This is a genomic window from Shewanella sp. H8 (assembly GCF_040285065.1).
Lineage (GTDB): Bacteria > Pseudomonadota > Gammaproteobacteria > Enterobacterales > Shewanellaceae > Shewanella > Shewanella polaris.
In genome coordinates, this window is sequence record NZ_CP157213.1 from 3,376,165 (window position 1) to 3,400,072 (window position 23,908).

Annotated in this window: 19 protein-coding genes; 6 read left to right on the forward strand and 13 right to left on the reverse strand. The window is 41.6% G+C overall.

Going from position 1 to position 23,908, the window contains the following annotated elements; genetic code table 11:
- Nucleotides 1-188: 188 nt before the first annotated feature.
- The 4 genes from ABIS04_RS14625 to ABIS04_RS14640 all read right to left on the reverse strand — a co-directional run bounded on the left by ABIS04_RS14625 (nucleotide 189) and on the right by ABIS04_RS14640 (nucleotide 7,377).
- Nucleotides 189-2,573, reverse strand: a complete 2,385-nt coding sequence (locus tag ABIS04_RS14625) for an OmcA/MtrC family decaheme c-type cytochrome (RefSeq protein WP_350431508.1) — start codon at nucleotides 2,571-2,573, stop codon at nucleotides 189-191.
- A 380-nt stretch (nucleotides 2,574-2,953) separates the two neighbouring features.
- Nucleotides 2,954-5,305, reverse strand: coding sequence for an OmcA/MtrC family decaheme c-type cytochrome (locus ABIS04_RS14630; protein WP_350431509.1), 2,352 nt, complete (start codon nucleotides 5,303-5,305; stop codon nucleotides 2,954-2,956).
- A gap of 337 nt (nucleotides 5,306-5,642) precedes the next feature.
- Nucleotides 5,643-6,599, reverse strand: coding sequence for a LysR family transcriptional regulator (locus ABIS04_RS14635; RefSeq protein WP_350431510.1), 957 nt, complete (start codon nucleotides 6,597-6,599; stop codon nucleotides 5,643-5,645).
- Between the two features lie 64 nt (nucleotides 6,600-6,663).
- A complete protein-coding gene (locus ABIS04_RS14640) occupies nucleotides 6,664-7,377 on the reverse strand; it encodes a 16S rRNA pseudouridine(516) synthase (RefSeq protein WP_350431511.1) in 714 nt (237 codons plus the stop codon).
- A gap of 76 nt (nucleotides 7,378-7,453) precedes the next feature.
- On the opposite strand from ABIS04_RS14640, the gene glnD reads away from it, so the two are divergent.
- Nucleotides 7,454-10,099 carry a [protein-PII] uridylyltransferase gene (glnD, locus tag ABIS04_RS14645; protein ID WP_350431512.1) on the forward strand — a complete coding sequence of 882 codons (2,646 nt, stop codon included), beginning with the start codon at nucleotides 7,454-7,456 and terminating at the stop codon, nucleotides 10,097-10,099.
- 517 nt (nucleotides 10,100-10,616) lie between these two features.
- Nucleotides 10,617-11,126 carry a YcxB family protein gene (locus ABIS04_RS14650; protein WP_350431513.1) on the forward strand — a complete coding sequence of 170 codons (510 nt, stop codon included), beginning with the start codon at nucleotides 10,617-10,619 and terminating at the stop codon, nucleotides 11,124-11,126.
- Between the two features lie 10 nt (nucleotides 11,127-11,136).
- Here the strand turns inward: ABIS04_RS14650 and ABIS04_RS14655 are convergent, their stop codons facing one another.
- Nucleotides 11,137-11,745: a uracil-DNA glycosylase family protein gene (locus ABIS04_RS14655; protein WP_350431514.1), complete on the reverse strand. Its 609-nt coding sequence runs from the start codon at nucleotides 11,743-11,745 to the stop codon at nucleotides 11,137-11,139.
- Between the two features lie 266 nt (nucleotides 11,746-12,011).
- Here ABIS04_RS14655 and ABIS04_RS14660 point away from each other — a divergent pair, with 266 nt between their 5' ends.
- The gene (locus ABIS04_RS14660) at nucleotides 12,012-12,257 is read left to right on the forward strand and encodes a hypothetical protein (RefSeq protein WP_254693657.1); all 246 of its coding nucleotides are present in this window, start codon (nucleotides 12,012-12,014) and stop codon (nucleotides 12,255-12,257) included.
- A 75-nt stretch (nucleotides 12,258-12,332) separates the two neighbouring features.
- Here ABIS04_RS14660 and ABIS04_RS14665 read toward each other — a convergent pair whose 3' ends face one another.
- Nucleotides 12,333-12,716: an MAPEG family protein gene (locus ABIS04_RS14665; protein WP_350431515.1), complete on the reverse strand. Its 384-nt coding sequence runs from the start codon at nucleotides 12,714-12,716 to the stop codon at nucleotides 12,333-12,335.
- A 342-nt stretch (nucleotides 12,717-13,058) separates the two neighbouring features.
- Between ABIS04_RS14665 and ABIS04_RS14670 the strand changes: the two genes are divergently transcribed.
- The 3 genes from ABIS04_RS14670 (at nucleotide 13,059) to ABIS04_RS14680 (ending at nucleotide 15,371) form a co-directional block, all read left to right on the forward strand.
- Nucleotides 13,059-13,517, forward strand: coding sequence for a hypothetical protein (locus ABIS04_RS14670; RefSeq protein ID WP_350431516.1), 459 nt, complete (start codon nucleotides 13,059-13,061; stop codon nucleotides 13,515-13,517).
- A 103-nt stretch (nucleotides 13,518-13,620) separates the two neighbouring features.
- Nucleotides 13,621-14,559: a DUF692 domain-containing protein gene (locus ABIS04_RS14675; RefSeq protein ID WP_350431517.1), complete on the forward strand. Its 939-nt coding sequence runs from the start codon at nucleotides 13,621-13,623 to the stop codon at nucleotides 14,557-14,559.
- Between the two features lie 2 nt (nucleotides 14,560-14,561).
- Nucleotides 14,562-15,371, forward strand: coding sequence for a DNA-binding domain-containing protein (locus ABIS04_RS14680; RefSeq protein ID WP_350431518.1), 810 nt, complete (start codon nucleotides 14,562-14,564; stop codon nucleotides 15,369-15,371).
- Nucleotides 15,372-15,412: 41 nt separating this feature from the next.
- Here the strand turns inward: ABIS04_RS14680 and ABIS04_RS14685 are convergent, their stop codons facing one another.
- From ABIS04_RS14685 to ABIS04_RS14715, 7 genes are all read right to left on the reverse strand, one after another.
- On the reverse strand, nucleotides 15,413-16,768 hold the full coding sequence (locus tag ABIS04_RS14685; RefSeq protein WP_350433447.1) for an ATP-binding protein: 1,356 nt from the start codon (nucleotides 16,766-16,768) through the stop codon (nucleotides 15,413-15,415).
- Nucleotides 16,769-16,770: 2 nt separating this feature from the next.
- Nucleotides 16,771-18,174 (reverse strand): sigma-54 dependent transcriptional regulator, encoded by a 1,404-nt coding sequence (locus ABIS04_RS14690; RefSeq protein WP_350431519.1) that lies wholly within the window; start codon nucleotides 18,172-18,174, stop codon nucleotides 16,771-16,773.
- Nucleotides 18,175-18,322: 148 nt separating this feature from the next.
- The gene (locus ABIS04_RS14695) at nucleotides 18,323-19,531 is read right to left on the reverse strand and encodes an FtsX-like permease family protein (RefSeq protein WP_350431520.1); all 1,209 of its coding nucleotides are present in this window, start codon (nucleotides 19,529-19,531) and stop codon (nucleotides 18,323-18,325) included.
- 22 nt (nucleotides 19,532-19,553) lie between these two features.
- The gene (locus tag ABIS04_RS14700; RefSeq protein ID WP_350431521.1) at nucleotides 19,554-20,867 is read right to left on the reverse strand and encodes an ABC transporter permease; all 1,314 of its coding nucleotides are present in this window, start codon (nucleotides 20,865-20,867) and stop codon (nucleotides 19,554-19,556) included.
- Between the two features lie 17 nt (nucleotides 20,868-20,884).
- The gene (locus ABIS04_RS14705) at nucleotides 20,885-21,583 is read right to left on the reverse strand and encodes an ABC transporter ATP-binding protein (protein ID WP_350431522.1); all 699 of its coding nucleotides are present in this window, start codon (nucleotides 21,581-21,583) and stop codon (nucleotides 20,885-20,887) included.
- 171 nt (nucleotides 21,584-21,754) lie between these two features.
- On the reverse strand, nucleotides 21,755-21,976 hold the full coding sequence (locus ABIS04_RS14710) for a hypothetical protein (protein WP_350431523.1): 222 nt from the start codon (nucleotides 21,974-21,976) through the stop codon (nucleotides 21,755-21,757).
- A 65-nt stretch (nucleotides 21,977-22,041) separates the two neighbouring features.
- Nucleotides 22,042-23,301 carry an HlyD family efflux transporter periplasmic adaptor subunit gene (locus tag ABIS04_RS14715; protein WP_350431524.1) on the reverse strand — a complete coding sequence of 420 codons (1,260 nt, stop codon included), beginning with the start codon at nucleotides 23,299-23,301 and terminating at the stop codon, nucleotides 22,042-22,044.
- Nucleotides 23,302-23,908 lie beyond the last annotated feature (607 nt).

Here is a 23,908-nt window from a genome sequence, read left to right on the forward strand (position 1 = left end):
GTAATGAGAAATAGCATTCCAACGTGAACAAATTGAGATAAAAACGAAGAGGTAAAACATACAACGAATGAATTAAGTTACAAATATTAAATAAGCACCGGTTAGACAACATTAATAAAAAAAGAGGGAGGCATTACTGCCTCCCTCTTACTTATTTTCTTAAATGATGATTAAGAAGTTATTTTCTATTAGTGTGCTGAACTTCCATGCACTACATCTACACCGTATGTTTTACCATCAGCATGACATGTTGCACATGATTCAACCGGTACATCATCAGCTGAGGTAATATTATCACCAAAGACTGTTGCACCATTACTCTTGAAGTGAGCAAGAGCCGCTGCACCAGAGTGAGCGTGACAACTACGACAAGCTTCGGCAACTGGAGAAATAAATTCACCACCACTGATTTCAATCGCAGTTCTACCTGATGTTAACTCACCAGTACCATCAAAGAATGGCATAGCATCGCCAGCAGCATTTGCATCTTTATGACACGCTTGACAATTAGTTTGTACCGCAGGGTAGTTAACCAATTCATCATCTGTATCTAAGTAGATGCCAGCACCTGTACTACCTGCAAACAAACCGCTGTGGAAACGGTGAGCAACTGTTGCTAAGTCACGGTTGTAATACTCTAGGCCTTCAACAACTTCAAACGTAGGTTCGCCATCATCATCTACACCAGACTGTTTATAAACATCTGCATGATAAGAACCAGGGTAGTTGTTATTATGACAATCAGCACATTGTGTAAAGTTAGTCACACCATGGTTAGGTGATTTAACATGCGATAAATTGTCATGACAAGCATTACATTTCGCTTCATCAGCTGTTGTACGGTCATTACCCACCTGTGTAGGTGAAGTGTAACCTGTTAGCTCAGGGCTAACAAAACGTAAGTTGGTAGTAGTTTCAGCACCCGCTGCAGCAACTGTATCAAACACAAAGTACTTAGTTACAATGTTTGAAGGAACCGCTACATCACAAGCACCAGTATCAGTACCTGCACCATCAGCTAGCATTGTGTTCTCAACAATCATGTCAGTTGTTGTGTTACCACACATGTTCAATTCAGAAGAAACTGAAATTGTTTTACCATCAAGTTGATTAGCGGTAAGTGACTTAGTTAAGGTTAACTGGCCGCCTGCAACAACAAACATTTCTGGATTAGATACAGTGTTTACACTTAATCCACGAATATAATCGCCATTGCTATCAAGTGTACCAATTAAGATATCGTCACCTGATTTCGCTTTGTTTAGATACATAGTTAAATCTGTACCATCAGCTGCAACTGCACCATTTAATTCAACACCAATGACAACAGTTAATACATCTGAAGCAACATCAGCAGAAACGACGTCTAACACTAAACCATCTTCAAAAGCAGCACGACGATTAACACTGTGCGCTTCCATTGGGCTTAAGCTACCTGAACCGTGACAACCAGAACAAACAGCGTCGCTTGAAGGCACAATACCGTTATGGTTTTCGCCGGTCTCAAGGTTCACATCTACGTGACATGATACACAGGCTTCAGCATAGACATTGTCGTTCCACTGGGTGCCATTATCATGACAAACAGTACATTCATTTGCTTCAGCAGGAAAAGCGATTCCGCCAAACATCTCTTTCGCTTCACCAGTAAGTGAGTCAGCAATATGCTCCCCCATATGAATGGTGTGGATCATGGCATTGAAGTTTGCATTAAAGCCCACTTCTTCGTCGTCTTGTCCGCCCGCATAAGCAGGGTTATGACAAGCAACACAGTTTTCAACTTTTTGATAGTTATGGTGAGCACTAATGTTGCTAATATGCAAATCAGTATCAGCATAACCTTCCATTGGGCTATGACACTTGATACATGCTGCATTAGACACGGCATCTTTTGCTGAAACCGCAAGTTCGCCAGTTGCTGGAATAAAATCAATTGGCGTTGATAGAGGCTTATCACTTACCTCTGTACCATCTGCCATTACAACATCATAAGCACGGATCATCACACGAACTAAATCGTTAGCATCACCATCGGCCAATACTACAGGCGCATTACCATCATGTTCCCAAGTACCTGTATAAGTACCAGGATTAGCTGGGTCTTCAACCAATGTACAGGCTTCTACTTCACTGCCATCGCGAGCTGTAGTGCTACCCGTTAAATTACAATACATACTGCTGCCAAAATCGTTAGCAAGCGCATGGTTGGTCCATAACATCGGTGCACCAGTATCGGTAGTATTAGCAGACTGGCTGGTTACATATAGTGCAACCTTCTCAAGTCCAGAGAATGGCACAGACGTTCCGCCAGTACCTTCACCTGTTACGCTAAATTTAACGCTAAATGCATCTGTACCCACAACAACAATATCTGCTGGTGCTAGGGTTAAATTAAAATTAGCTGCACTTTCAACTGTAGTGACGGTTAAGCCTGCTGAAGTACCATCTGTACCATCGGCACCTGCAGCACCATCAGCACCCGCAACACCATCACTGCCGTCAGAGCCACATCCTGTCACACCCATTGCAGCCATAAATGCTACAGCGAGTAATGTTTTATTATATTTCTTCATTTTAAATCCCCCGATTTAAATTTATAGGTTTTTGCACCTACAAAATATAAGGAAATAAGGAAAAAGGCCCGAAAAATGTTACAAACCTGTGATGCTTAATCACAATTCTCTTAATGAAAATTTATAATTTCATATTTGAGTATTTGCAAAACTAAAATTTGCAATTTCACATTATGTAATTACAAAGAGGTATTCCGACATGAACAAATTGAGATAAAAACTAAGAGAGCAAAATAAAGAAATAAAACATACAACTAATGAAGTAAATTACAAATGTTATATATGCAGCGTTTAGCCTGAAAATTAATAAAAAAAGAGGGAGGCATTATTGCCTCCCTCTTTTTTATTTTCTTAAGTGATGATTAAGAAATTATTTTCTATTAATGTGCAGAACTTCCATGAACTACATCTAAGCCGTATGTTTTACCATCGGCATGACATGTTGCACATGATTCAATTGGCACTGCGTCTGCAGACATAATGTTGTCGCCAAAGACTGTTGCGCCATTACTCTTAAAGTGAGCTAGAGCCGCTTCACCAGAGTGAGCGTGACAACTACGACAAGCTTCTGTAACTGGAGAAATAAATTCACCATTACCGAGTGCAACTGAAGTTCTACCAGAGGTCAAAGTACCAGTACCATCAAAGAATGCCATAGCATCGCCAGCTGCATTTGCATCTTTATGACACGCTTGGCAATTAGTTTGATCCGCAGGATAGTTAACTAAGTCGCCGTCAGCATTGATATAAACGCCAGATGCTTCTTCCGCATATGTTCCACTGTGGTAACGGTGAGCAACAGTTACTAAATCACGGTTATAGTACTCTAGGCCTTCAACCACTTCAAACGTACCGTCAGCAGATTCAACTTGAACTGTTTCATGATGAGAACCTACAGGGCTAGCATTGTTATGACAATCAGCACATTGTGTAAAGTTAGTCACACCATGACGAGGTGCTTTAACGTGCGCTAAGTTGTCGTGACAAGCATTACATTTAGCTTCGTCAGCGGTTGTACGGTCATTACCCACCTGTGTAGGTGCGTTATAAGCAGTTACTGCAGGACTAACAAAACGTAGGTTGTCAGTAGTGGCAACACCAGTAGCGGCTACTGCATCAAATACAAAGTATTTAGTGACGATGTTAGCTGGAATACCAACATCACAACCATCAGCTGTAGCAACAATCATATCGGTGTCTGTATCACCACACATGTTCATTTCAGATGACACATAAAGTGTTTCGCCATCTAAATCTGTAGCATCACTAAGTGTTTGAGTTAGGACGATGTTACCACCCGTAACCACAAACATACCTCCATCAGTAGAGATACTTGTACCTTGAACGTAATCACCATTGTCATCAAGGGTACCGATTAAAATACTCCGACCACCAGATGTGCTAAATACATAATCAGCTAGATCAGTACCATCAGCTGCAACTGCACCATTTAATTCAACACCAATAGTGACAGTTAGTTCGCCTGCTGCAACTTCAGCAGAAACAACATCTAAGACTAAACCATTTGCTAAGTCAGCACGACGACCAACCTTATGAGCTTCCATTGGGCTTAAGCTACCTGAACCGTGACAACCAGAACAAACAGCGTCACTTGAAGGCACAATACCATTATGACCTTCACCCGTTTCAAAGTTCACAGTTAAGTGACATGATTCACAAGCTTCAGCATAGATATTGTCGTTCCACTGGGTGCCATTATCATGACAAACAGCACATTCAGTTGACTCAGCTGGGAAACCAATTTCGCCCCACATCTCTTTAGCTTCGCCTTGTAGTCCCTGCCATTCTGCAAGATCTTTACCCATATGAATGGTGTGGATCATGGCATTGAAGTTTGCATTAAAGCCCACTTCTTCGTCGTCTTGTCCGCCCGCATAAGCAGGGTTATGACAAGCAACACAGTTTTCAACTTTTTGATAGTTATGGTGAGCACTAATGTTACTTATACGCAAATCAGTATCAGCATAACCTTCCATTGGGCTATGACACTTGATACATGCTGCATTAGACACGGCATCTTTTGCTGAAACCGCAAGTTCACCAGTTGCTGGAATAAAATCAATTGGCGTTGATAGAGGCTTATCACTTACCTCTGTACCATCTGCCATTACAACATCATAAGCACGGATCATCACACGAACTAAATCGTTAGCATCACCATCGGCCAATACTACAGGCGCATTACCATCATGTTCCCAAGTACCTGTATAAGTACCAGGGTTAGCTGGATCTTCAACCAATGTACAGGCTTCTACTTCACTGCCATCACGAGCTGTAGTACTACCCGTTAAATTACAATACATGCTGCTGCCAAAATCATTAGCAAGTGCATGGTTGGTCCATAAATAAGGTGCACCCGTATCGGTAGTGTTAGCAGACTGGCTGGTTACATACAGCGCAACTTTATCAAGTCCAGAGAATGGCACAGCCGCTCCGCCAGTACCTTCACCTGTTACGCTAAATTTAACGCTAAATGCATCTGTACCCACAACAACAATATCTGCTGGTGCTAGGGTTAAATTAAAATTAGCTGCACTTTCAACTGTAGTGACTGTTAAGCCTGCTGAAGTACCATCTGTACCATTGGCACCTGCAGCACCATCAGCACCCGCAACACCATCGGCACCATCACTGCCGTCAGAGCCACATCCTGTCACACCCATTGCAGCCATAAATGCTACAGCGAGTAATGTTTTATTATATTTCTTCATTTTAAATCCCCCGATTTAAATTTGTAGGTTTTTGCACCTATAAAATATAAGGAAATAAGACAAAATGCTCGTCTGCTATTGCAAACCTGTGAGATTAAGTTAGAGATTCGTTAGAAGAAATTAGCGATTTTATTTTTAAGTATTAACAAAAATAAAATAGCCAAATTCACACCGCGCAACCCCAAAGAAGTACTTAAAAATAGGTATATTGAGGATGAGTTTGAAGGGAAAAACATTAACAATGTAACATATTGATTTTTAACTATTAACTTTTTAAAACAAAACACTCAACCTACACAGCTAAGTGTTTTGAATCTCATTTACAATCGAATATACCTTAATGCAATAGCGACTTAGTGATATCCATTATCATTTGCGTGGTTTTTGAAGAATAACGGCGATAAAGTTCTGCACGCTCAATTAAACAATAATTAGGCATAGCCATGACATCATTAAGTTTTTTAAATTCGCTATCGGGTAATTTCTCCACTCGTAATTGTGGAATTTGTTGTGCAAATGCCCCTTCATTACAAATTGTGATAGCCAAACTATCCATTGTTAACATATGCCAATACCAATCTTCTAATTTCCTAACACATTCAATATCGTCTAAAAGCAAACCATGGGTTTGACAATAAAGTTCTAAAGGGTCAATACGATTATTAAAACCTTTACAACGTAAATACACGATAGGGTGCTGAATGATATTTTCTAACTTTACTGGCTCACCACCAGCCCAAAATGAATGATTAGTATTTCCCACCACACATAAAGATGTCACGCTTGCAATATTTGATAGCTCTAATTCATGAGCATCTTGAGTATCAAACCCAATACCAAAATCAAGTTCACCATTGTAAATGAGCTCTTCTGTGTCGGCCTCCCAACTGTGAAGTTTAACTTTACCAATGACATTACGAGGGAGCTGGCTTAACGCCATCGCTAAGCTGGTAATAATGCTTGGTGATACCGCAATATGTAAAATAGGCGTTTGACAATGATTTAAACGATCGTCTGCCATTCGCTCAATTTGGCTCACCATGTCACATAATTGGCATATAGGCAGATATAAACGTTCGGCTAATGGTGTCGGTTTCAATCCTTGCTGGCGACGAAAAAATAATTCATCATTAAAAATGACTCTTAATGATGTTAAACAGCGGCTAATTTTCGGTGCGGAGACAGCAAGCTCTTTGGCGGCAAAGTTAGCAAAGCCCGTTTCGTAAATGAGCTTAAACACCAACAAACTAAATACATCTAATTCGCTGACTTTTTTTAATGCTTGAATATCCACATGCCACCTAATTTGTTGTAATGAAGCAGGTAAATTAACATGTATTCAAATCAAAAAAGTTGATCTAGTGCTGAATAACACTATCAACTTCAGCTTTTGTTAATGCACGAAACTCACCAGGTAACAGAGTATTATCTAACAGAATATTACCCACAGACTCGCGATGCAACGCAACCACCGGATTACGAAAACGACCAAACATGCGTTTAATTTGATGATACTTGCCCTCTCGCAACACCACCCTTGCTTGATGACTGGATAATAATGCGAGTTGTGCTGGTAAGGTGGTAATGTCTTCAAATTCGAAATACATCCCATTGGCGAATGCCTCGACATATTCTTGCTGGAGTGGATTGGCTAATGTCACTAAATACTGCTTATCTACTTTATGCTCAGGCGCCATTAAAGCAGCAGACCATTTGGCGTCATTAGTGAGCAACAACAACCCAGTTGAATGCAAATCTAATCTGCCAGCAATATGCAGCATATCAGTGTTAACACCCGTCATTAATCCCAATGCCGTTGGGTGTTTATCATCAATGGTTGCGCTGACCACGCCATCGGGCTTATTGAGCATATAGTATTGTTTTTGATATTGACGCAACACCACACCATTGCAGGTAATATGGCTAAACTCATCTATTTGTAAATCAGGTGATTTGGCTAATTGACCATCGACAAGTACTTTATTGCTGATTAACAACCCACGGACGGCTTTTTTAGAAATTTGTAACGTGCCAGCAATAAATTGGTCTAGTCGACCTCGTTTAGACACCATAAAACCTCATTAAGAATGATACCAATTTGTTTAAGAATACCTTATTCTGTTAAAAGGCACATCAACAAGGAGTAACATGCTTTCGCAACCTGCTAGTACAGTTTTGCGCCCAGACATGACCACCGCAGAGCTAAAACAGGCGATTAAGTCACTGGATCAATTTTTACAAGATAACATTTTTCAAAGTGCAATTAACGACACTTTGAATAAGCGATCTCACTTTTTCGATGAGTTATTATGCCAACTTTGGCAACCTTTCGAATTAGATCCTGATCGCATCTCACTTAATGCTGTTGGAGGTTACGGTCGACAAACTTTACATCCCTTCTCCGACATCGACATCTGCATTATTCATGATGGGCCTTTAACGCCTACCGAAGCTAATTCAGTGAGTCAGTTCCTCACCCATCTGTGGGATCTTAACCTAGATTTAGGTCATGCAGTGCGCAGTATGGATGACACATTCCAAGCATGCAAAGACGATGTAACCATTGCGACCAGCTTATTGGAAATTCGGCATTTATTTGGTAATAATCAGCACCAACAACAAGTATTAAACGCCCTTTACGGTCAAGATTTATGGCAAAGCCAGGCATTTTTTAATGCCAAACTCAGCGAACAACAAGAACGCCACGCTAAAGCACAAGACACCTCCTATAGTATTGAACCTAACCTTAAAACTAGCCCCGGTGGTATGCGCGATATACAAACCCTTACTTGGGTTGCCCGTAAGCATTTCGGCGTTGCCAGCATGCAATCACTGCGACGATTTGGCTTTTTAACCAATGACGAATACGCCGAATTAATGGAATGCCAACACTTTTTATTTAGAGTGCGGTTTGCCTTACATCAAGCCGCTCAACGATCAGAAAACCGTTTATTACTGCAATATCAAGCAGAAGTGGCTAAATTAATGGGTTTTGGTGATGGCATGCCCATCGGCGAAAGTGGCAATATAGCCATCGAAAAAATGATGCGCCAATTGTTTCGCGCCATGAAACGTATTAGTGAATTAAACAAGATTTTAATGGCCTATTTCCATCGCGAAATTATTCCGCAGCTCAACCCCGACATAATAGAGTTGAATGAAAACTTTGAAATTGTCGATAAATACATCCATGTTCGTGACGAAACCGTGTTTATTGATCGCACTCAAATTATGGCGTTATTTGAATTTATCGCGATTCATCACGACAAAATAGTTGGCATTACCGCAGAAACCTTACGATCACTGCGCCAAGTTAGACGTCGCTTAATGGGCGACTTACAAGACTTTCAGCGCTGCCGTGAGCAATTTAAAGCAATATTTATGCATCCTCAAGGCATGGGACTTGCCATTACCTTAATGCACCAACACGGTATTTTAGCGTCTTATTTACCGCAATGGCGTGAAGTGGTTGGCCAGATGCAATTTGATTTATTTCATGCTTATACCGTTGATGAACACACCCACAAGGTGCTAAAAAATATTTACACCTACGGTAAAGACATTAAAACCTTAAATAAAGACTTGGCATTAGCTGCTGACATCTATCAAAAAATGTTTAACAAATCGACATTGTTATTTGCGGCATTATTTCATGATTTAGCTAAAGGTCGCGGTGGCGACCACAGTGAACTAGGAGCTGTCGATGCCAGTTTATTTGCCAAGTTTCATGGACTGAAAGTGTCACAAGAACACCTCATCTGCTGGTTGGTAGAGCATCACCTGCTAATGTCCATGACGTCACAACGTATGGACATTAACGATCCTGAAGTGATTGATACTTTTGCTAAAAAAGTCGGAACCTTAGCCCGTTTAGATGCCTTGTATTGCTTAACCATTGCCGATATTCAAGCAACCAATGATGATCTTTGGAATGACTGGAAGGCATCACTGTTAAAAGATTTATATTTTATTACCCGCAAAGCACTTCGCAATGGCCTTGAAAATATGCTGCAAATTCGCACCATTGTCCGCGAACATAAACAAGAAGCACTTAATCTGTTACACGCAGATGACGACATGACTACAACCATAAAAACCTTATGGCGACGACTACCGATAGCCTTCTTTAGTAATGCCGATACTGATGATATTGCCAGATATACTCAAGCAATGATTAACCATGATCTTGCACCAACAACAGATAATAAATACAACACCCTCATTTTACTTGATGATGCGGTCGTTAAAGGCTGTAGTGATGTGTTTGTGTACACTAAAGATCGCCCAGGATTATTTGTTAAATTATTTAATACTTTAGCGGCACTGCGCATTTCGGTAAAACAGGCACAAATTGCCCGAACTAAAGATGGTTATGTGGTTGAGTCATTCAAAGTGCTCGATTTTGACGAAAAACCTATCATCAGTGCGCAACGTCGTAAACAAGTGATCAATAAATTGCATCAAGTACTGGATAAAGGCATTAGCTTACCTAAAAAACGTCAGTCTAGGCGTCATCAAAGCTTTGATAATCAACCCAGTATCGAATTTTTACATTCACGAAAATCGACTCGTAGTTTAGTCAATGTATCCGCCCTAGACACCAGTGAATTTATGGAACAAATTGCCAATATTTTTAGGGAATTAGAATTGCATATTCATTCGGCCACCATAAGTACCGTCGGTGAACGAGCAGACAATGTGTTTTCATTATCGAACCAAGACAATCAGCAATTAACCCCAGAACAACAGCAACAGCTTACAGATGCGTTAATGCAAACCATCAACATAGACTGATATTTGGTGTTTAAAAATAGCCATTAATATGGCGCGTTGTTGATAACAATAACGCGCCATATATTTACCCCACGCTTCTGATAAAAGTATTTGATATAGCCATTTACGACATATTCACGACACTGCTGAGATAGAATGACACCAAGGACCGACACTGTTGGTAGTAATACCAATCCGCATTAGAATTTGCTCTTTTAGCGAAAATTATCAGTGAGGTATTCGAGGCAGCCTTTTGAAGACATAGTCGTTCTACGTTAAGAAAGGCTAACAAAGAAGACCACTCTGATAAATTCGCCCTTCGGGGCGGTGTCACAACCCCCATTACTGTTTCAAATGACTTTGATGTAGAAGACTACACCTACAGTCATTTTCATTGTACTGGGCCTAGTGACGCAGCCTAAAATAGATCATATTCTAATAAGGATTGGTATAAAGGTGTGACAATAATTAGCATACTTTGAGCAAACTAATGACTATGCGATAATCATGCCCATCAATTGTTGTTAATTAGGTCATCATGTCACAAGCCTTTAGTTATACTGCCGAATATGTACTCAATAAATCATATTTTGAAGAATGTTATCAGCAATCCATCAACCCTACCCCATCAGCAAAACGGTTTATTAAAACGGCCATTTTTGCGCTGATTGGTTTAGTTATTTTATTAATTGATTCAATAAGCCAAGCGGCAATAAGCACTCAAGAAACCTATTACCTAGGCTACTTTTTCATTGGCCTGTCTGTGGTTGAATTTTTAAGCATTCGCTTTAATAAAACCTGGTGGTTATGGCGTCAAATGATGAGTAAAGCGGCAGGTGAAGAGGTAAAGCTGACCATTGATGATAAGGGTATCAACAGCCAATCACTCCATGTTAATCAACATATTTTGTGGACTGATGTTTATCGCATCACCGAAACCGATAGCGGATTTTTACTCCAGTTACAAAAAACCACTACCTATTTATCTAAACGTTGTTTAACGCATAGCGCTATCGATTTTATAAATCAGCAACACATAACACAATAACGCGTTATCGTTACGCTAACGCAGCAGCCACTCGTTGTTGAATATCGCTGAGTAATTCGGTTTCAAACCAGCGATTACGACTAAGCCAAATATTATTAAGCGGGCTGGGATGTGGCAGGGGAATAAAGCGCGGCCCAAACGTATGCCATTGATGCACCGTTTCGGTTAATGTTTTAGGTTTATTAGGTAAATAATATTGTTGTGCATATTGCCCCACCAGTAACACCAACTCTACGTTAACTAACTGCTGTAACAACAAGTTATGCCATTTAGGTGCGCATTCTTTCCTTGGCGGTAAATCACCCGATTTACCCTTTTTAGTACCTACTGCGCCGGCTTGATAACTGCCAGGAAAACAAAAACCTATCGGCATTATAGCCACTTGTTTGGCATCATAGAAAACCTCTCTTGTGACACCTAACCACTGTCGCAATCTGTCACCACTGGCATCGTCAAATGGTATACCCGACATATGCACTTTACGTCCAGGCGCCTGACCGATAATTAATATCTTTGCTTGAGGATCAATTTGCACAATGGGCCGAACACCATCAACTAATTCTGCAGCGCAAATTTGGCAATTTCTAACTTGGGTGAGTAAAGAGTCAAAATCTTGCATCGTTTTACCTTTTTATACAAACCACATTAAGCGGGTAAATGAGTGACAATCACAAACTATCTTATCAATCTAGTTGTTTTGTGTTCATTAAAAAACACTCGACAGAACAGGAAAGCACCATGCTTTACAACACTAATATCCCACTTCATATGCGCGACTTAACAATAAAAATACTATTAATCACTCTATCTAACGGAACTAAGCTAAAGTAATATTTGTCCAACTAACTAGTCAAAATAACAAAGTTCTCCCAAGAAGGAACAACCATGCCATCAACTATTATCACCCGCATTACATTTGCAACATTACTGGCCAGTGCTTCGGTAGTTAGTTTTACAGCATCTGCCCTACCGCAAGCCCCTGAGAAGGATGTCGCGTCATTAAAACAAGCCTGTCAGCAAATCGCGGTAGAAGATCAATTACCAGAAAGCGAAGTCGGCTCATTTTTATTGGATTGCGTTAACGACCAATTAACTGAAATGGGTTATCAACGTATTACTAGCCTAGATTAATGCAACAATAACGTAATTGATTTCAAATAAAAAAACGCCATGTAAGGCGTTTTTTTATTTGAAGTAGAAACGGAATTAAAACGCTTGGCAAAAAATCCCTAGCGATGCCCCTATAGCCACAAACCAAGACAACGAACGCAATGTGCCGTAATTTAATAAATACATGACATGATAAACCACTCTCGCGACCACATGCACTATGGCTAAAAGCGCGACAACATCGGTAACATTGTTAGTTACTAACGCCGTTAATACTGCAACCCCAAATACAATTAATGACTCAAACGCATTTTGATGTCCCGCCACTGCACGCGCACCAAATCCGGTTAATTGCCCTTGCTGTGCTCGCGGATGATTATTGTCATATCGACCCAATTTTGCCATTGCCACCGCAACAGGTACTTTTGCCGCATAAGGCAATAATACTGCGATGAATAAACAAACAAGTATTGTCTGCATAATTTTTCCTTATATTTTTTTATCGTGTTTAACCTGAACTTTGATTATCGAAAAACGATAAATAGCCAGTTAACCCTCATCGCTTGAACGCCCTAGTTATCTCAACTAACATCATTTTATTTATCTTACTTATTCATTTCTTTCGTCTTATAAATCAATTGTAAGTTAACACTTATACAACATTTTAGTGACTAGACTACACTTTATGTTGAAAGATATTGAGCCCCACCACGGTCAATACTAATAACTCCTAACAAGTGTGATAGCTGCAGCAAATCAATCTTGTGACGAGTAACAAGAATAAGCAGTAAAAATAATAATCAACATTGTAAGGAATACATCATGAATACCAAAGCACAAACTAGCCTAACAGGCGCAGCACTCGCATTAGCTATGGCCAGTTTATCAGGTCAGGCAATGGCGGCCGAAACAAGTACAGCTCCTATGGCTGCTGGCGAAACAGATTTAGTTCATTGTTACGGCGTTAATACCTGTAAAGGCCATAACGATTGTAAAACAGCTGACAATGCCTGTGGCGGTCAAGCGAGCTGTAAAGGCACAGGTTTTGTTGGCATGCCATCAAAAGCTTGTGCAGATGTGGGCGGCACGCAAAAAGATGATTGGGTTGGTAAAGTCACTAAAGCCGATTTAGTACATTGTTACGGTGTTAACGTCTGTAAAGGCCATAACGATTGTAAAGGTGCTGATAATGCTTGTGGCGGAATGGCAAGCTGTAAAGGCACTGGCTTTGTGAACACTACAGCTAAATCTTGTGGTGACATTGGCGGTAACGTTAGCTAGTAATCAATAAAACTCATAAGGTTGATGGCTTTCTAACTCTGTGACTTGAACGTCATCAGCCTTTTTATTCATTACCAATTTGTTTGCAATAACAAGGTACACCATGCCAAATACACGTATTACAGAAGACTTTCTTGGATTTGGTTTAGGCTTACGTACTGACCATTTTGAACATATTTTACAGCACCAGCCCGATATCGATTGGTTTGAAGTGTTGTCTGAAAACTACTTAGTTGCTGGCGGTAAACCCCGATACTATTTAGAAGCTATTGCCGAGCAATATCCTGTTGTAATGCACGGCGTATCGATGTCGATAGGCAGTACAGATCCTTTAGATATGGATTACTTAAAAGCCCTTAAAAAACTCAGTAATGACATTCAACCGAAATGGATTTCAGACCATATTTGCTGGACCTCAATTCACGGCGTCAATAGTCATGATTTACTGCCATTGCCTTACACCGAAGAAACCGTTAACCATGTTGCTGAGCGAGTGCGTATTGTGCAGGACTTTTTAGGTAGACGAATTCTGCTAGAAAACGTATCGAGTTATTTGTCATATCAAGACTCGACCATGGATGAATGGGATTTTTTAAGCCAAGTGGCAGAAGCCGCAGATTGCTTGATATTACTCGACATTAATAACATTTATGTCAGCGCCCGTAATCATCATTTTAATCCGCTGGATTACCTTAAAAAGATCGATCCTCGCCGGGTACAACAATTTCATTTAGCGGGACATAGCGACTTTGGTGATTATGTCATTGATACTCACGACCATGATGTACCACCATCGGTTTGGACACTTTACCAAGCTGCACTAGAGCGCTTTGGCGCTGTTAGCACCATGATTGAACGCGACGCGAATATTCCAGAGTTCCCTGCGTTATACCAAGAATTGCTCGAAGCTAAACACATTGCCCAGTTAACGCTACCCGATGATCCAGCCTTAGCACGTTCACAATTTGGCTGTCGTTCACTTGATGACTTAAGCAAGCTCATTAACGCTAATCACACTTCACCGCAACAAGTCAGGGCATAAACATGAGCCGTTTAGCTGAAATTCAACAGCAATTTATGCAGTATTTACTCTCTGATAGTTCGGATACCCAGCACGGACACATTCAGTCGGTGATGAAAGCCAATGTGTCTGAACAAGCGGGGATCGGTGCTGATGACCGTCTACAAATTTATGCCAACGCTTATCGAATTCGTTTAAAAGAAACCATCGAAACCGACCACCAACTTCTAGGGCTGTATTTGGGTGACGATTTATTCGATAAAATGGCGGCTGACTATACCCGTGCACATCCTTCGAGTAATAAATCATTGCGCCAGTTTTGCGATGATCTGCCAGATTTTCTACAACAAGATGCGTTTTTTAAACAACATCCCATTATTGCCGATTTAGCCCGATTCGAGCGCCGATTACTCATTGCATTTGATGCAGCAGACTGTGCCCATGCAAGCTTTAGCGATTTGCAGGCTATATCGCCAGAGTTGTGGCCTAATTGCTGTTTACGCTTTCATCCCAGCGTGCAAATATTTACTTGTAATAGTAACGCAGTCGAAGCCTGGCAAGCATTAAAAGCCGATTCCACGCCACCTGCACCAGACTATTTATCACCTCGGGCATGGTTACTATGGCGTGGAGAGTCACGCCTAACTGAGTTTTCCTCATTATCAGCCGCACAACACGCATTATTGCAGGGGTTTATTCAAGGCAACAACTTTGCCAACCAGTGCGAACAAATATTGCAATGGCACGACGAGCAATCTGCGCCACTGATGGTATTGCAAACGATGCAAACCTGGTTTCAACGCGGCTTAATTCGTTCAGTCGTTAGCAGTTAACATGCCGTGAAAGAGTAAATGGGCCAGGCTTCTAGTAGAGATTAAGCTTCTAGCGAAGGCAACCAGACTTTGACACTTAAGCCGCCTTGTGGGCGGTTTTGCATACTAATACGGCCACCATGAGCTTCAATAATCTCACGACATAATGGCAAACCTATCCCGGTACCCGATTGTTTAGTTGAATAAAACGGTAACAAGGCTTGCGACAATACTTCGCTAGACATCCCGCTACCTTGATCTTCTACTTTAATTAATAACCCGTTAACTGGATGAGTCACTTCCTCAAACATTAACGACACAGTGTCTGCCATCGCACCTGACTCATGGGCATTTTTAAGCAGATTGATAAAGACTTGTTCTAATTGCACTGCATCGAGTTTAATTGGATTAATAGGTAAAGGTGACAACAGGTTAAATGGGTATTGCTGCGCTAATTGCTGGGTCATTTTAGCCCAATCAATCAAGACTTTTTGTGGTAGCGGTAACTTAGCAAACTGGGCATAATGGGAAATAAATTGACTAAGGTGTGTGGTGCGATTTTCGATGGTATCAAAAATCAATTGCAGCTTGCTGTCGTCTAAGTGCTGGGTTAAAAACTTACCGGAATTGACCATAGAAGCAATGGGCGCGACCGAGTTATTGAGCTCGTGGCTGATAATTCGAATCACCTTTTTCCACACTGCTACTTCTTGGCGATTAAGTTCTTTAGTGAGTTGTTTAAGCAAAATTAAATGGTGCTGCTGATTGTTTTGAGTAAAGCGACCACGAGAGATATGCCAGGTTTCAACGTCGTTACTGTCAGCATTAGTATTAGAATAACTATCAACATCATCGACTCCGCTCCCGCCCATCGAAAACAGTCCTTCTTGCTCACTGCTTAACGCGCCTTTAAGCGTGTCGGGTAACATCACCACAAGATCAGGTAACAACATGCCTTCTACTTTAACACCCTGATTAAACAAATGCCTTGCTGCTCCATTGGCGTAAATGACCCGTTCGGAATCATCAATTAATAGCATGACATTAGGTGAGTTCTGAATCACCTTATCGAGCATTAACTCACGCTGATAAATAAACTGGCGCTCACTGCGCAGCTTTGCCGATGCTTGGTTATATAAGCTCACTAGAGCATCTAATTGTGGCTCGCCGTAGGGATGCAGCGACACACTAAAATCATTATCTTTAAAGTTAAGTAGACCGATTTCTAATGCTCGTAGACTGTCACTCAATCTTCGGGTGAGCCACATGCTGCAAAAATAACACACCGCCAGCATCACAATAATAGCCAACCAGAAAGAGTCATCGCCTAATGTAAGCCACACTAAAGCGCCTGACATCGCCGCCAAAAGGCAGCTCAACATGTTACTGAACAACAATTTAGTGCGCAGTGATAACATCATTATTTAGTTACCTTAAGGCCATATTTCTCCATACGGCGATAAAGGGCTTGTCGGCTTAAGCCAAAGGATTTTGCTACTCTGGCAATGACGCCATTATATTGTACTAAGGCGTCCTCTAGCTGTTGCTTATCTGGTTCGCAAATCGACTGAGTATCATCAATGCCTTGATCTTGTGGGCCAAGATGATGCCCAACAACAAGCGTATGCTGGGTAGCTGCACTGCCACTGGCTATCGCCATCAAACCAAAGTCATCAATCGTTAATTGTGGTGACTTAGCTAACAGCACAGCCCGTTTACAGGCATTTTCTAATTCACGTACATTACCCGACCAACTATGATTAATTAAAGCCTGCTGGGTCGACTTATCAAGGCTAAAATTAACACCAATAAAGTGTTTAACTAACGGTAAAATATCATCTTGGCGTTGATTAAGTGGCGGCACATTCAGTTCAATGACATTTAAGCGATAAAACAAATCTTCACGAAAACGCCCATTAACAATGTCACCGGCTAAATCCGCGTTGGTAGCACTAATAACCCGAACATTCACTTTGCGAGTTTGATGACTGCCTAAACGTTCAAATTCACCCGTTTGCAATACGCGCAATAACTTTACTTGGCCAGATAATGGCAAATTACCAATTTCATCTAAAAATAATGTGCCACCGTCGGCAGCTTCAAAACGACCCATACGGGTTTTGTTGGCGCCAGTGAATGCGCCAGCTTCTGCGCCAAACAGTTCTGCTTCTAACAAATCCATTGGTAAAGCGCCAATGTTAACCTTAATAAAAGGTTGGTCTTTTAGTGGCGAGTTGGCCTGTAAAATATCGGCTATTTTGTCTTTACCCGCACCATTTGGGCCAGTGATCATCACCGACACATCGGATCGCGCAACTTGCAACGCCAAATCAACACAGCGCTGCATTGCACCACTACCAAAAATTAAGCCACATAAGTCGGCGCCATTAATCGCCGACATGCGTTCACTGTCGATACGCGTTAATTGGTTGTTTTGTTGGGAAAGTCGATAGATAGATAATAGGTTGCTAATGCTGTTCAACAACTTAGCGTCATCCCACGGTTTACCCATGTAATCAGCTGCCCCTGCTTTAACCAATTCGACTGCGGTTTCTAACTGGGTCCATGCTGTCATTAAAATAATCGGTAAATTGGGTTGTAATTGACGCAATGCGTAAAACAGTTGCTTACCTTCTTCACCCGAGGTGGTGTCACGGCTAAAGTTCATGTCTTGGATCACCAAGCTGATTTCTTTGTTAGTAACAATCTCAACAGCCGCATCAGGCGTGTGACAAAAAATGGCCTGATAGCCATGCAGTTCAATCATTAACGCAAGCGCTTGGCAAATGGCATGATTGTCATCAACAATTAAAATATTATCCATTAGAGTATGTTTGAGTCCAATTAGGTTATTGCTACACATAAATATGTTTATACAACTGCATGTTTGTACAATGAAATCATTAACAATAACATGACGAAAGACCTTACTGTCACGTTATTGTTAAGCGTAAGCGTCGCAGTTGAACACACTACACGCTGCGCGTTGCCATTGCTGGTGAAATATTCGCGGCTTTAGCTGCCGGCACTATTACTGCCAGCGTGGTCACCACCAGCAAACCAATAACAGATATAATCGGATAAATCACCGGTACCATAGGTAAGCTATACAGTGACATTAATTGCTGCCCCAAGACTAATGCCAACATGCCACCAATCACGCCACCGACAATACAAATCAGGTAATTTTCCACCATAAAATATTGAATGATGTCACGCTTACGTGCACCCAGCGCCCGGCGAGTACCGATTTGTTTGGTGCGGCGTTGAATATTAAACATCACCATCCCGGTTAATCCTAACGCGGTAATAAGTAGCAATAACACCACCATAATACTCAATACCGTCGCCATTAAACGGTGATTACTGTAGGTAAGATTTCTTAACTCAGTCAAGGTTTGAAAGTTATCAAACACCCGATTGGGGTTTTCAGCATGCAGCGCTTTACGGATCGCTTCTTCTAAGGCAGGAATATGTTCCGGTAATGCCCGTACCATATATGATTTGTTACTGCTGTTACCGCCAAAATCGATATTTTGGATCACACTATATTCAAAATTCTCATTATCAACCCAAGCCCCTTGTAGCTTATCAACTACACCAATAATGGTAACTGTTTGTTCGCCTTGATACATGGTTTTACCCAGCGGTGACTCTTCACCCCAAAAGGCTTTGGCTAAGGGCTGCGACACTATCGCCAACATGCCACTGTCATCTAAGTTGGTATTTATTTCGTCGGCGGTAAAATTACGTCCGGCAATCAGTTTTGCGCCCATAACATTCAATAAATGTTCATTGCCCAAGTAAAAAGCAAATCCAGGGGTACTTTTGGCCGTATCAGGATTAGGCCCATCAACATAACGGTCCATCCAACCACTGCCGCTTAACGGCAACATATTACTCGAACTGGCATCGATAACATTAGGCAGCGAACGTAAAATCTGTTGATCAACCTGATTTTGTTTGATGTTATCAACTGCAGGGTCGAAATTATAAACACTAAAAGTGAGTATTTGATCTTCAGCATAGCCAGATTCTCGCTGCATTAACGACAAACGCTCGTTAATAATAAAACTGGCATTGGCGACTATCGCAACCGACAAAATGATCTGCAATAACAATAAAATCGGCGCACTTTTACTGCGCATTAAACTGGATAAAATCGGTTTGATATGTAACATGGTGATGTCCTTGTTTAATCCGTTATTGGGCTTTTAAATACACACTCGGTTTAGTGCGGCACACCACCCAGGCAGGGTAAACTCCAGCCAATACAGCGGTAGAAATAGCAATTAATGGCGTAATAATCCACATACTGGCATCAAGCCCAGTAACACTTTGATCCATTGAAAAATAGCTGTGCAGCGCTGTTAACGAACCCCAAGCCCATAACAAACCCACTACACCACCGATAAAACCAATCATGCCAACTTCAACCATGTACTGACTAAATATTTGTCCACGACTGGCGCCAATAGCACGGCGCACACCGACTTCTGGCGCGCGCTTTAAAAATTTGGTCAGCAATAACCCAAGTATATTCACCAAACACACACTTAAAAACAACAAGCTTAAGCCAACTAATATTTTGTTATCTTTTGGCACCACATCGTTATCTTCAAGCCATTTATCGATATCGCTAATTTGTACTGACTCACTAGGGGTTTTAGCCGTATCAGTAAAGCGGCCGATCGCTCTTTGCTGCTCCACATAGCGGGTTAACCAACCTTGAAGACTCTGTCTTTCATCTTCACTATTCAATTCAGTCCAAAATTGAATCCATACTTTTTCTGACGTTAATCGGTCGTTGTAAGTAATCATGGTTTCAAATTTCCAACCACTGGTATTGCCCCACACATCAAACTCTTCTTGGCCAGTTAACGAAAAAGGAATGAATATTTCTTCAGCATCATTAAACGCCCCATTAAGTGGATCATAGTATTTAGGCTGTGGATTCCAATCTTCAATCACCCCGACTATTTGGTAAGGCTTACGGTCTAAAAACACCGTTTTACCGACACTATTTTTGCCTTCAAAAAAGCGTAAGTTTAACTTTTGGCTAATCACCACTTGATAAGCTGGGCGTAAATCGACACTCGCTTCCCAATAACTGCCGTATAAAAATGGTACAGAAAAAATCCTAAAAAAGTCTCTATCGGTCACCCGCACACTTTGTAATACAGGTTCAATTTTTGGATTGTCAGACTGCAACGCTAAACCAGTACGATAAGTCGCCGCTTTAAGGCTCAACTCATCGTTATTACGCAAATTCATCGCATCGATATAAGTGATATTGGCAATAAACTCATCCCAAGTATCCAAGCCTTGGCTCCATAGCTGCACTGAGTTAATCACCTCACTGCGATCGCCTGCCGGATTATAAGACATGGTTTTATACACATTTAAGGTGGTGATGGTAATGCCGATACCAATCGAAATTGCTAACACCATTAACATCGATAACATCGGCGTTTTTCGGATACTTCGCCACGCCAAATCACAATAATAAAAAAACATAATATTCCCTTATGCGATTAACGCGTGCCAGTAGCTGCAGGTTGATACATCGAAAAGTCACACACTTGGCCGTCTACAATTTGAATATTGCGCTGGGCACGGCGGGCCAATTCTGGGTCGTGAGTCACCATAATGATGGTCGTGCCTTGCTGGTTAATATTCTCTAACAACTCCATCACCTGGCGCGCCATTAAACTGTCTAAATTACCAGTAGGTTCATCGGCAAGTAAAAAACGTGGTTCGCCTGCCAATGCGCGCGCAATGGCGACACGTTGCTGTTGTCCGCCAGACAATTGTGTCGGTAAGTGTTTCATCCGCGCACCTAAGCCGACTTGTTCTAATGCGGATTCTACTCGGCGCTTACGATCGCTGGCATTCATACCGCGATAACGCAATGGCACTTCGACGTTTTCGGCTAAATTAAGGTCGGGAATTAAATTGAAACCTTGAAATATAAAGCCAATTTTTTCATTGCGGACTTTAGCGCTTTTGTTATCGCTCAAATTCGACACATTAACGCCATCAAGACAGTATTCGCCAGATGAAAACCCCTCAAGTAAACCAGCAATATTCAAAAAGGTGGTTTTACCTGAACCAGACGGGCCAGTCACCGCGACAAACTCGCCTTCACTCACTTCAAGGTTAAAGTCGCGTAGCGCATGGGTTTCAACTAAATCAGTTTTGAATACTTTACTGATATTTTTCATAGATAACATAATGGCTTCCTTGGTTAATTCGGCTGTCGCATCCCAGCGCTTAGGGCTGATAATGTGAATCTTGCTAATCTGAATACAGTTGTTCTAAATACGGTCGTGTAAAATACTTTATTGTTAAATGCTGTGTTATTAAATGCTGTGCTACTTAATACTCTTTTGTCATTAACAAAGCTAAAGCAACAACTTAAACTTGAGTATGTCGCTAATGTCAATATGCAAACTAACAGTCGGATTGATGTCACTTAACCGAGTCGATACTTGGCTGCTTATATCAATTAATTGCAAACTGACCGATAACCAATCGGTCTGATTATCAATGCGATAACTCACAGCCATTGCAAGTATAAATAACGCGCCTAGCGCAATAAGCTGTCTACGTTGAATAAAAATCATAGAATGTCCTTACTCAGTTAAATGTTTGGTTATTTTCTTAGTTATTGATTTAGCTATTTATTTAGCTATCGGATTTGAATTGTTGGATCATTTTTAAAGATTTCGGTGCCAGATATCACCCATACATCACCTTCTTCACCACCTTCAAGCACTTCAACTTGGCTCATACTGCGTGCGCCCAATTTAACGACTTTCTTATGAGCAACAGCGTCACTCACTTGATACGCCACTTCGCCGCCCATATTAAGAAAATCACCGCGTTTAACTATCAACACATTGGATCTGTTTTCCAGTAAGACTCGGGCAGATAAACGCTGATTTTGGCGTAACGATAAAGTGTTACTGTCAGCAAAACGCACTCGGGCGGTCACTTCACGATTGCGGACTTCAGGTGAAATTGACGACAATTGACCAACCACATTCAGGTTGCCAAAACTCAGCTCGACATCCATGCCGAGTCCCAGCTCATCGGCATAGGACTCGGGTACAGCAAGCTCTGCTTCAAAGGCAGTTAAATCCACAACGGTTAACATCGGCTGACTCGCACCAATACGGGCTTTTTGTTCCACCAGCCAGTTGCCAATAATGCCGTTCACTGGCGCAACAATATTCAGCGCATTCGCTTGTCGTGTGAGCTCGCGCACCACTAAGGCCTGACGCTGAACTTCAAGGGTACGGTTTTGAATTTCAAAACTGAGGGTGTCGCGCATTAACTCAACTTCTTGCTGGGCATGTTTGTGCAGCAGTTTGGCTTTATGTAAATCATCCTTGCTTTTTTCATAATCGATTATGCTGATCAAACTCGACTCAATCAGTTGATCGCCACGACGACTTTCACGATCAGCGGCTTCTAAATCTACTTTCGACATGTCTAAAACCTGGCTAACGCGTAATTGCTCTCGGCGGGCATCTAACTTGGCTCGTTCTAAATTACCTTGCATGCCTTCAAGCAACGACTGCTGTTGTTGCAATTCACTTTGTAAACGTGGGCTTTCAATCTTGGCCACCACTTGCCCCAGTTCAACTTCATCACCAGGTTGACTTAATAGCGTCACCACACCTTCTTCCGTGCTATATAAAATGGGGGCATTGGCCGCGACAATTTTACCGGTAGTGGCAATATCTCTCACTAAGGTGCCACGAGTGAGCGTTGCCATGCGTAAATCGGCGCCATCAACCGACCGCACTGAACTGTCGTGACTAAAACTTGCCCACACCAGCGCGCTCATTAATATGGCGCCGCAACCTATTATTAAGGGTAGGCGCAATTTACGGCCTAACTTAGGCGCAATAACAGTATCTTGGCTACTTGTGTCTTTAATCATCTCAAGTCCTTAGGTAACGCGCTGACCGCAACCACCGCTTCACATTTATACCAAGATAAAGCACAAGCCATGCCAATAGTTATTTATTGTTATTTTTCATAATGATAATTATTTAAAGTGATAATCGAACACCCTAAAAGTGTCCGCGGACAGGCTTAAATACTGTCCGGTTATTGAGGAAGTGTCCGAGCGGACACTTATGGTTTGCTTTGTACTTTTGTACTTTTTGTACCTATGGCCTGCGGCCACTAACGTCGTGGCGCTTCGCCCACACCAGACCAAGAGGAAACCAACGGCTGTTCCCTCTTGGAACTCCCAGCCGCCCCGCAACATTTTCGCTATTTACAAAATAAGAGCTGCGAAAAGTCGCCATGGGGATTAATTCAGCGTTGAACCTCATTTGAATACGGCTTCGGCCTTATTCGAAAATGCTAACGCTTCCGATGGTACATCCTGTACCGCGAAAGCTAGCGGGCCATCCATGGCCAGCTCACGCTATTTTCTTCAACGACCTCAAGTTCAGAGTTGAATTTGAGCATTTGAAAGCTAAGACTAACTCGTTTTTGGACAAAAGTGCGTTAGAGCTTCGGATTTAGTGCAATGACAT

Coding starts and splice junctions, on each gene's coding strand:
- ABIS04_RS14650 (WP_350431513.1), top strand. CDS start 10,617: ATGTCACAAGCCTTTAGTTATACTGCCGAATATGTACTCAATAAATCA.
- ABIS04_RS14710 (WP_350431523.1), bottom strand. CDS start 21,976: ATGATTTTTATTCAACGTAGACAGCTTATTGCGCTAGGCGCGTTATTT.
- ABIS04_RS14695 (WP_350431520.1), bottom strand. CDS start 19,531: ATGTTACATATCAAACCGATTTTATCCAGTTTAATGCGCAGTAAAAGT.
- ABIS04_RS14685 (WP_350433447.1), bottom strand. CDS start 16,768: ATGTTATCACTGCGCACTAAATTGTTGTTCAGTAACATGTTGAGCTGC.
- ABIS04_RS14715 (WP_350431524.1), bottom strand. CDS start 23,301: ATGATTAAAGACACAAGTAGCCAAGATACTGTTATTGCGCCTAAGTTA.
- ABIS04_RS14640 (WP_350431511.1), bottom strand. CDS start 7,377: ATGGTGTCTAAACGAGGTCGACTAGACCAATTTATTGCTGGCACGTTA.
- ABIS04_RS14660 (WP_254693657.1), top strand. CDS start 12,012: ATGCCATCAACTATTATCACCCGCATTACATTTGCAACATTACTGGCC.
- ABIS04_RS14700 (WP_350431521.1), bottom strand. CDS start 20,867: ATGTTTTTTTATTATTGTGATTTGGCGTGGCGAAGTATCCGAAAAACG.
- ABIS04_RS14630 (WP_350431509.1), bottom strand. CDS start 5,305: ATGAAGAAATATAATAAAACATTACTCGCTGTAGCATTTATGGCTGCA.
- ABIS04_RS14705 (WP_350431522.1), bottom strand. CDS start 21,583: ATGTTATCTATGAAAAATATCAGTAAAGTATTCAAAACTGATTTAGTT.
- glnD (WP_350431512.1), top strand. CDS start 7,454: ATGCTTTCGCAACCTGCTAGTACAGTTTTGCGCCCAGACATGACCACC.
- ABIS04_RS14670 (WP_350431516.1), top strand. CDS start 13,059: ATGAATACCAAAGCACAAACTAGCCTAACAGGCGCAGCACTCGCATTA.
- ABIS04_RS14675 (WP_350431517.1), top strand. CDS start 13,621: ATGCCAAATACACGTATTACAGAAGACTTTCTTGGATTTGGTTTAGGC.
- ABIS04_RS14655 (WP_350431514.1), bottom strand. CDS start 11,745: ATGCAAGATTTTGACTCTTTACTCACCCAAGTTAGAAATTGCCAAATT.
- ABIS04_RS14625 (WP_350431508.1), bottom strand. CDS start 2,573: ATGAAGAAATATAATAAAACATTACTCGCTGTAGCATTTATGGCTGCA.
- ABIS04_RS14690 (WP_350431519.1), bottom strand. CDS start 18,174: ATGGATAATATTTTAATTGTTGATGACAATCATGCCATTTGCCAAGCG.
- ABIS04_RS14680 (WP_350431518.1), top strand. CDS start 14,562: ATGAGCCGTTTAGCTGAAATTCAACAGCAATTTATGCAGTATTTACTC.
- ABIS04_RS14665 (WP_350431515.1), bottom strand. CDS start 12,716: ATGCAGACAATACTTGTTTGTTTATTCATCGCAGTATTATTGCCTTAT.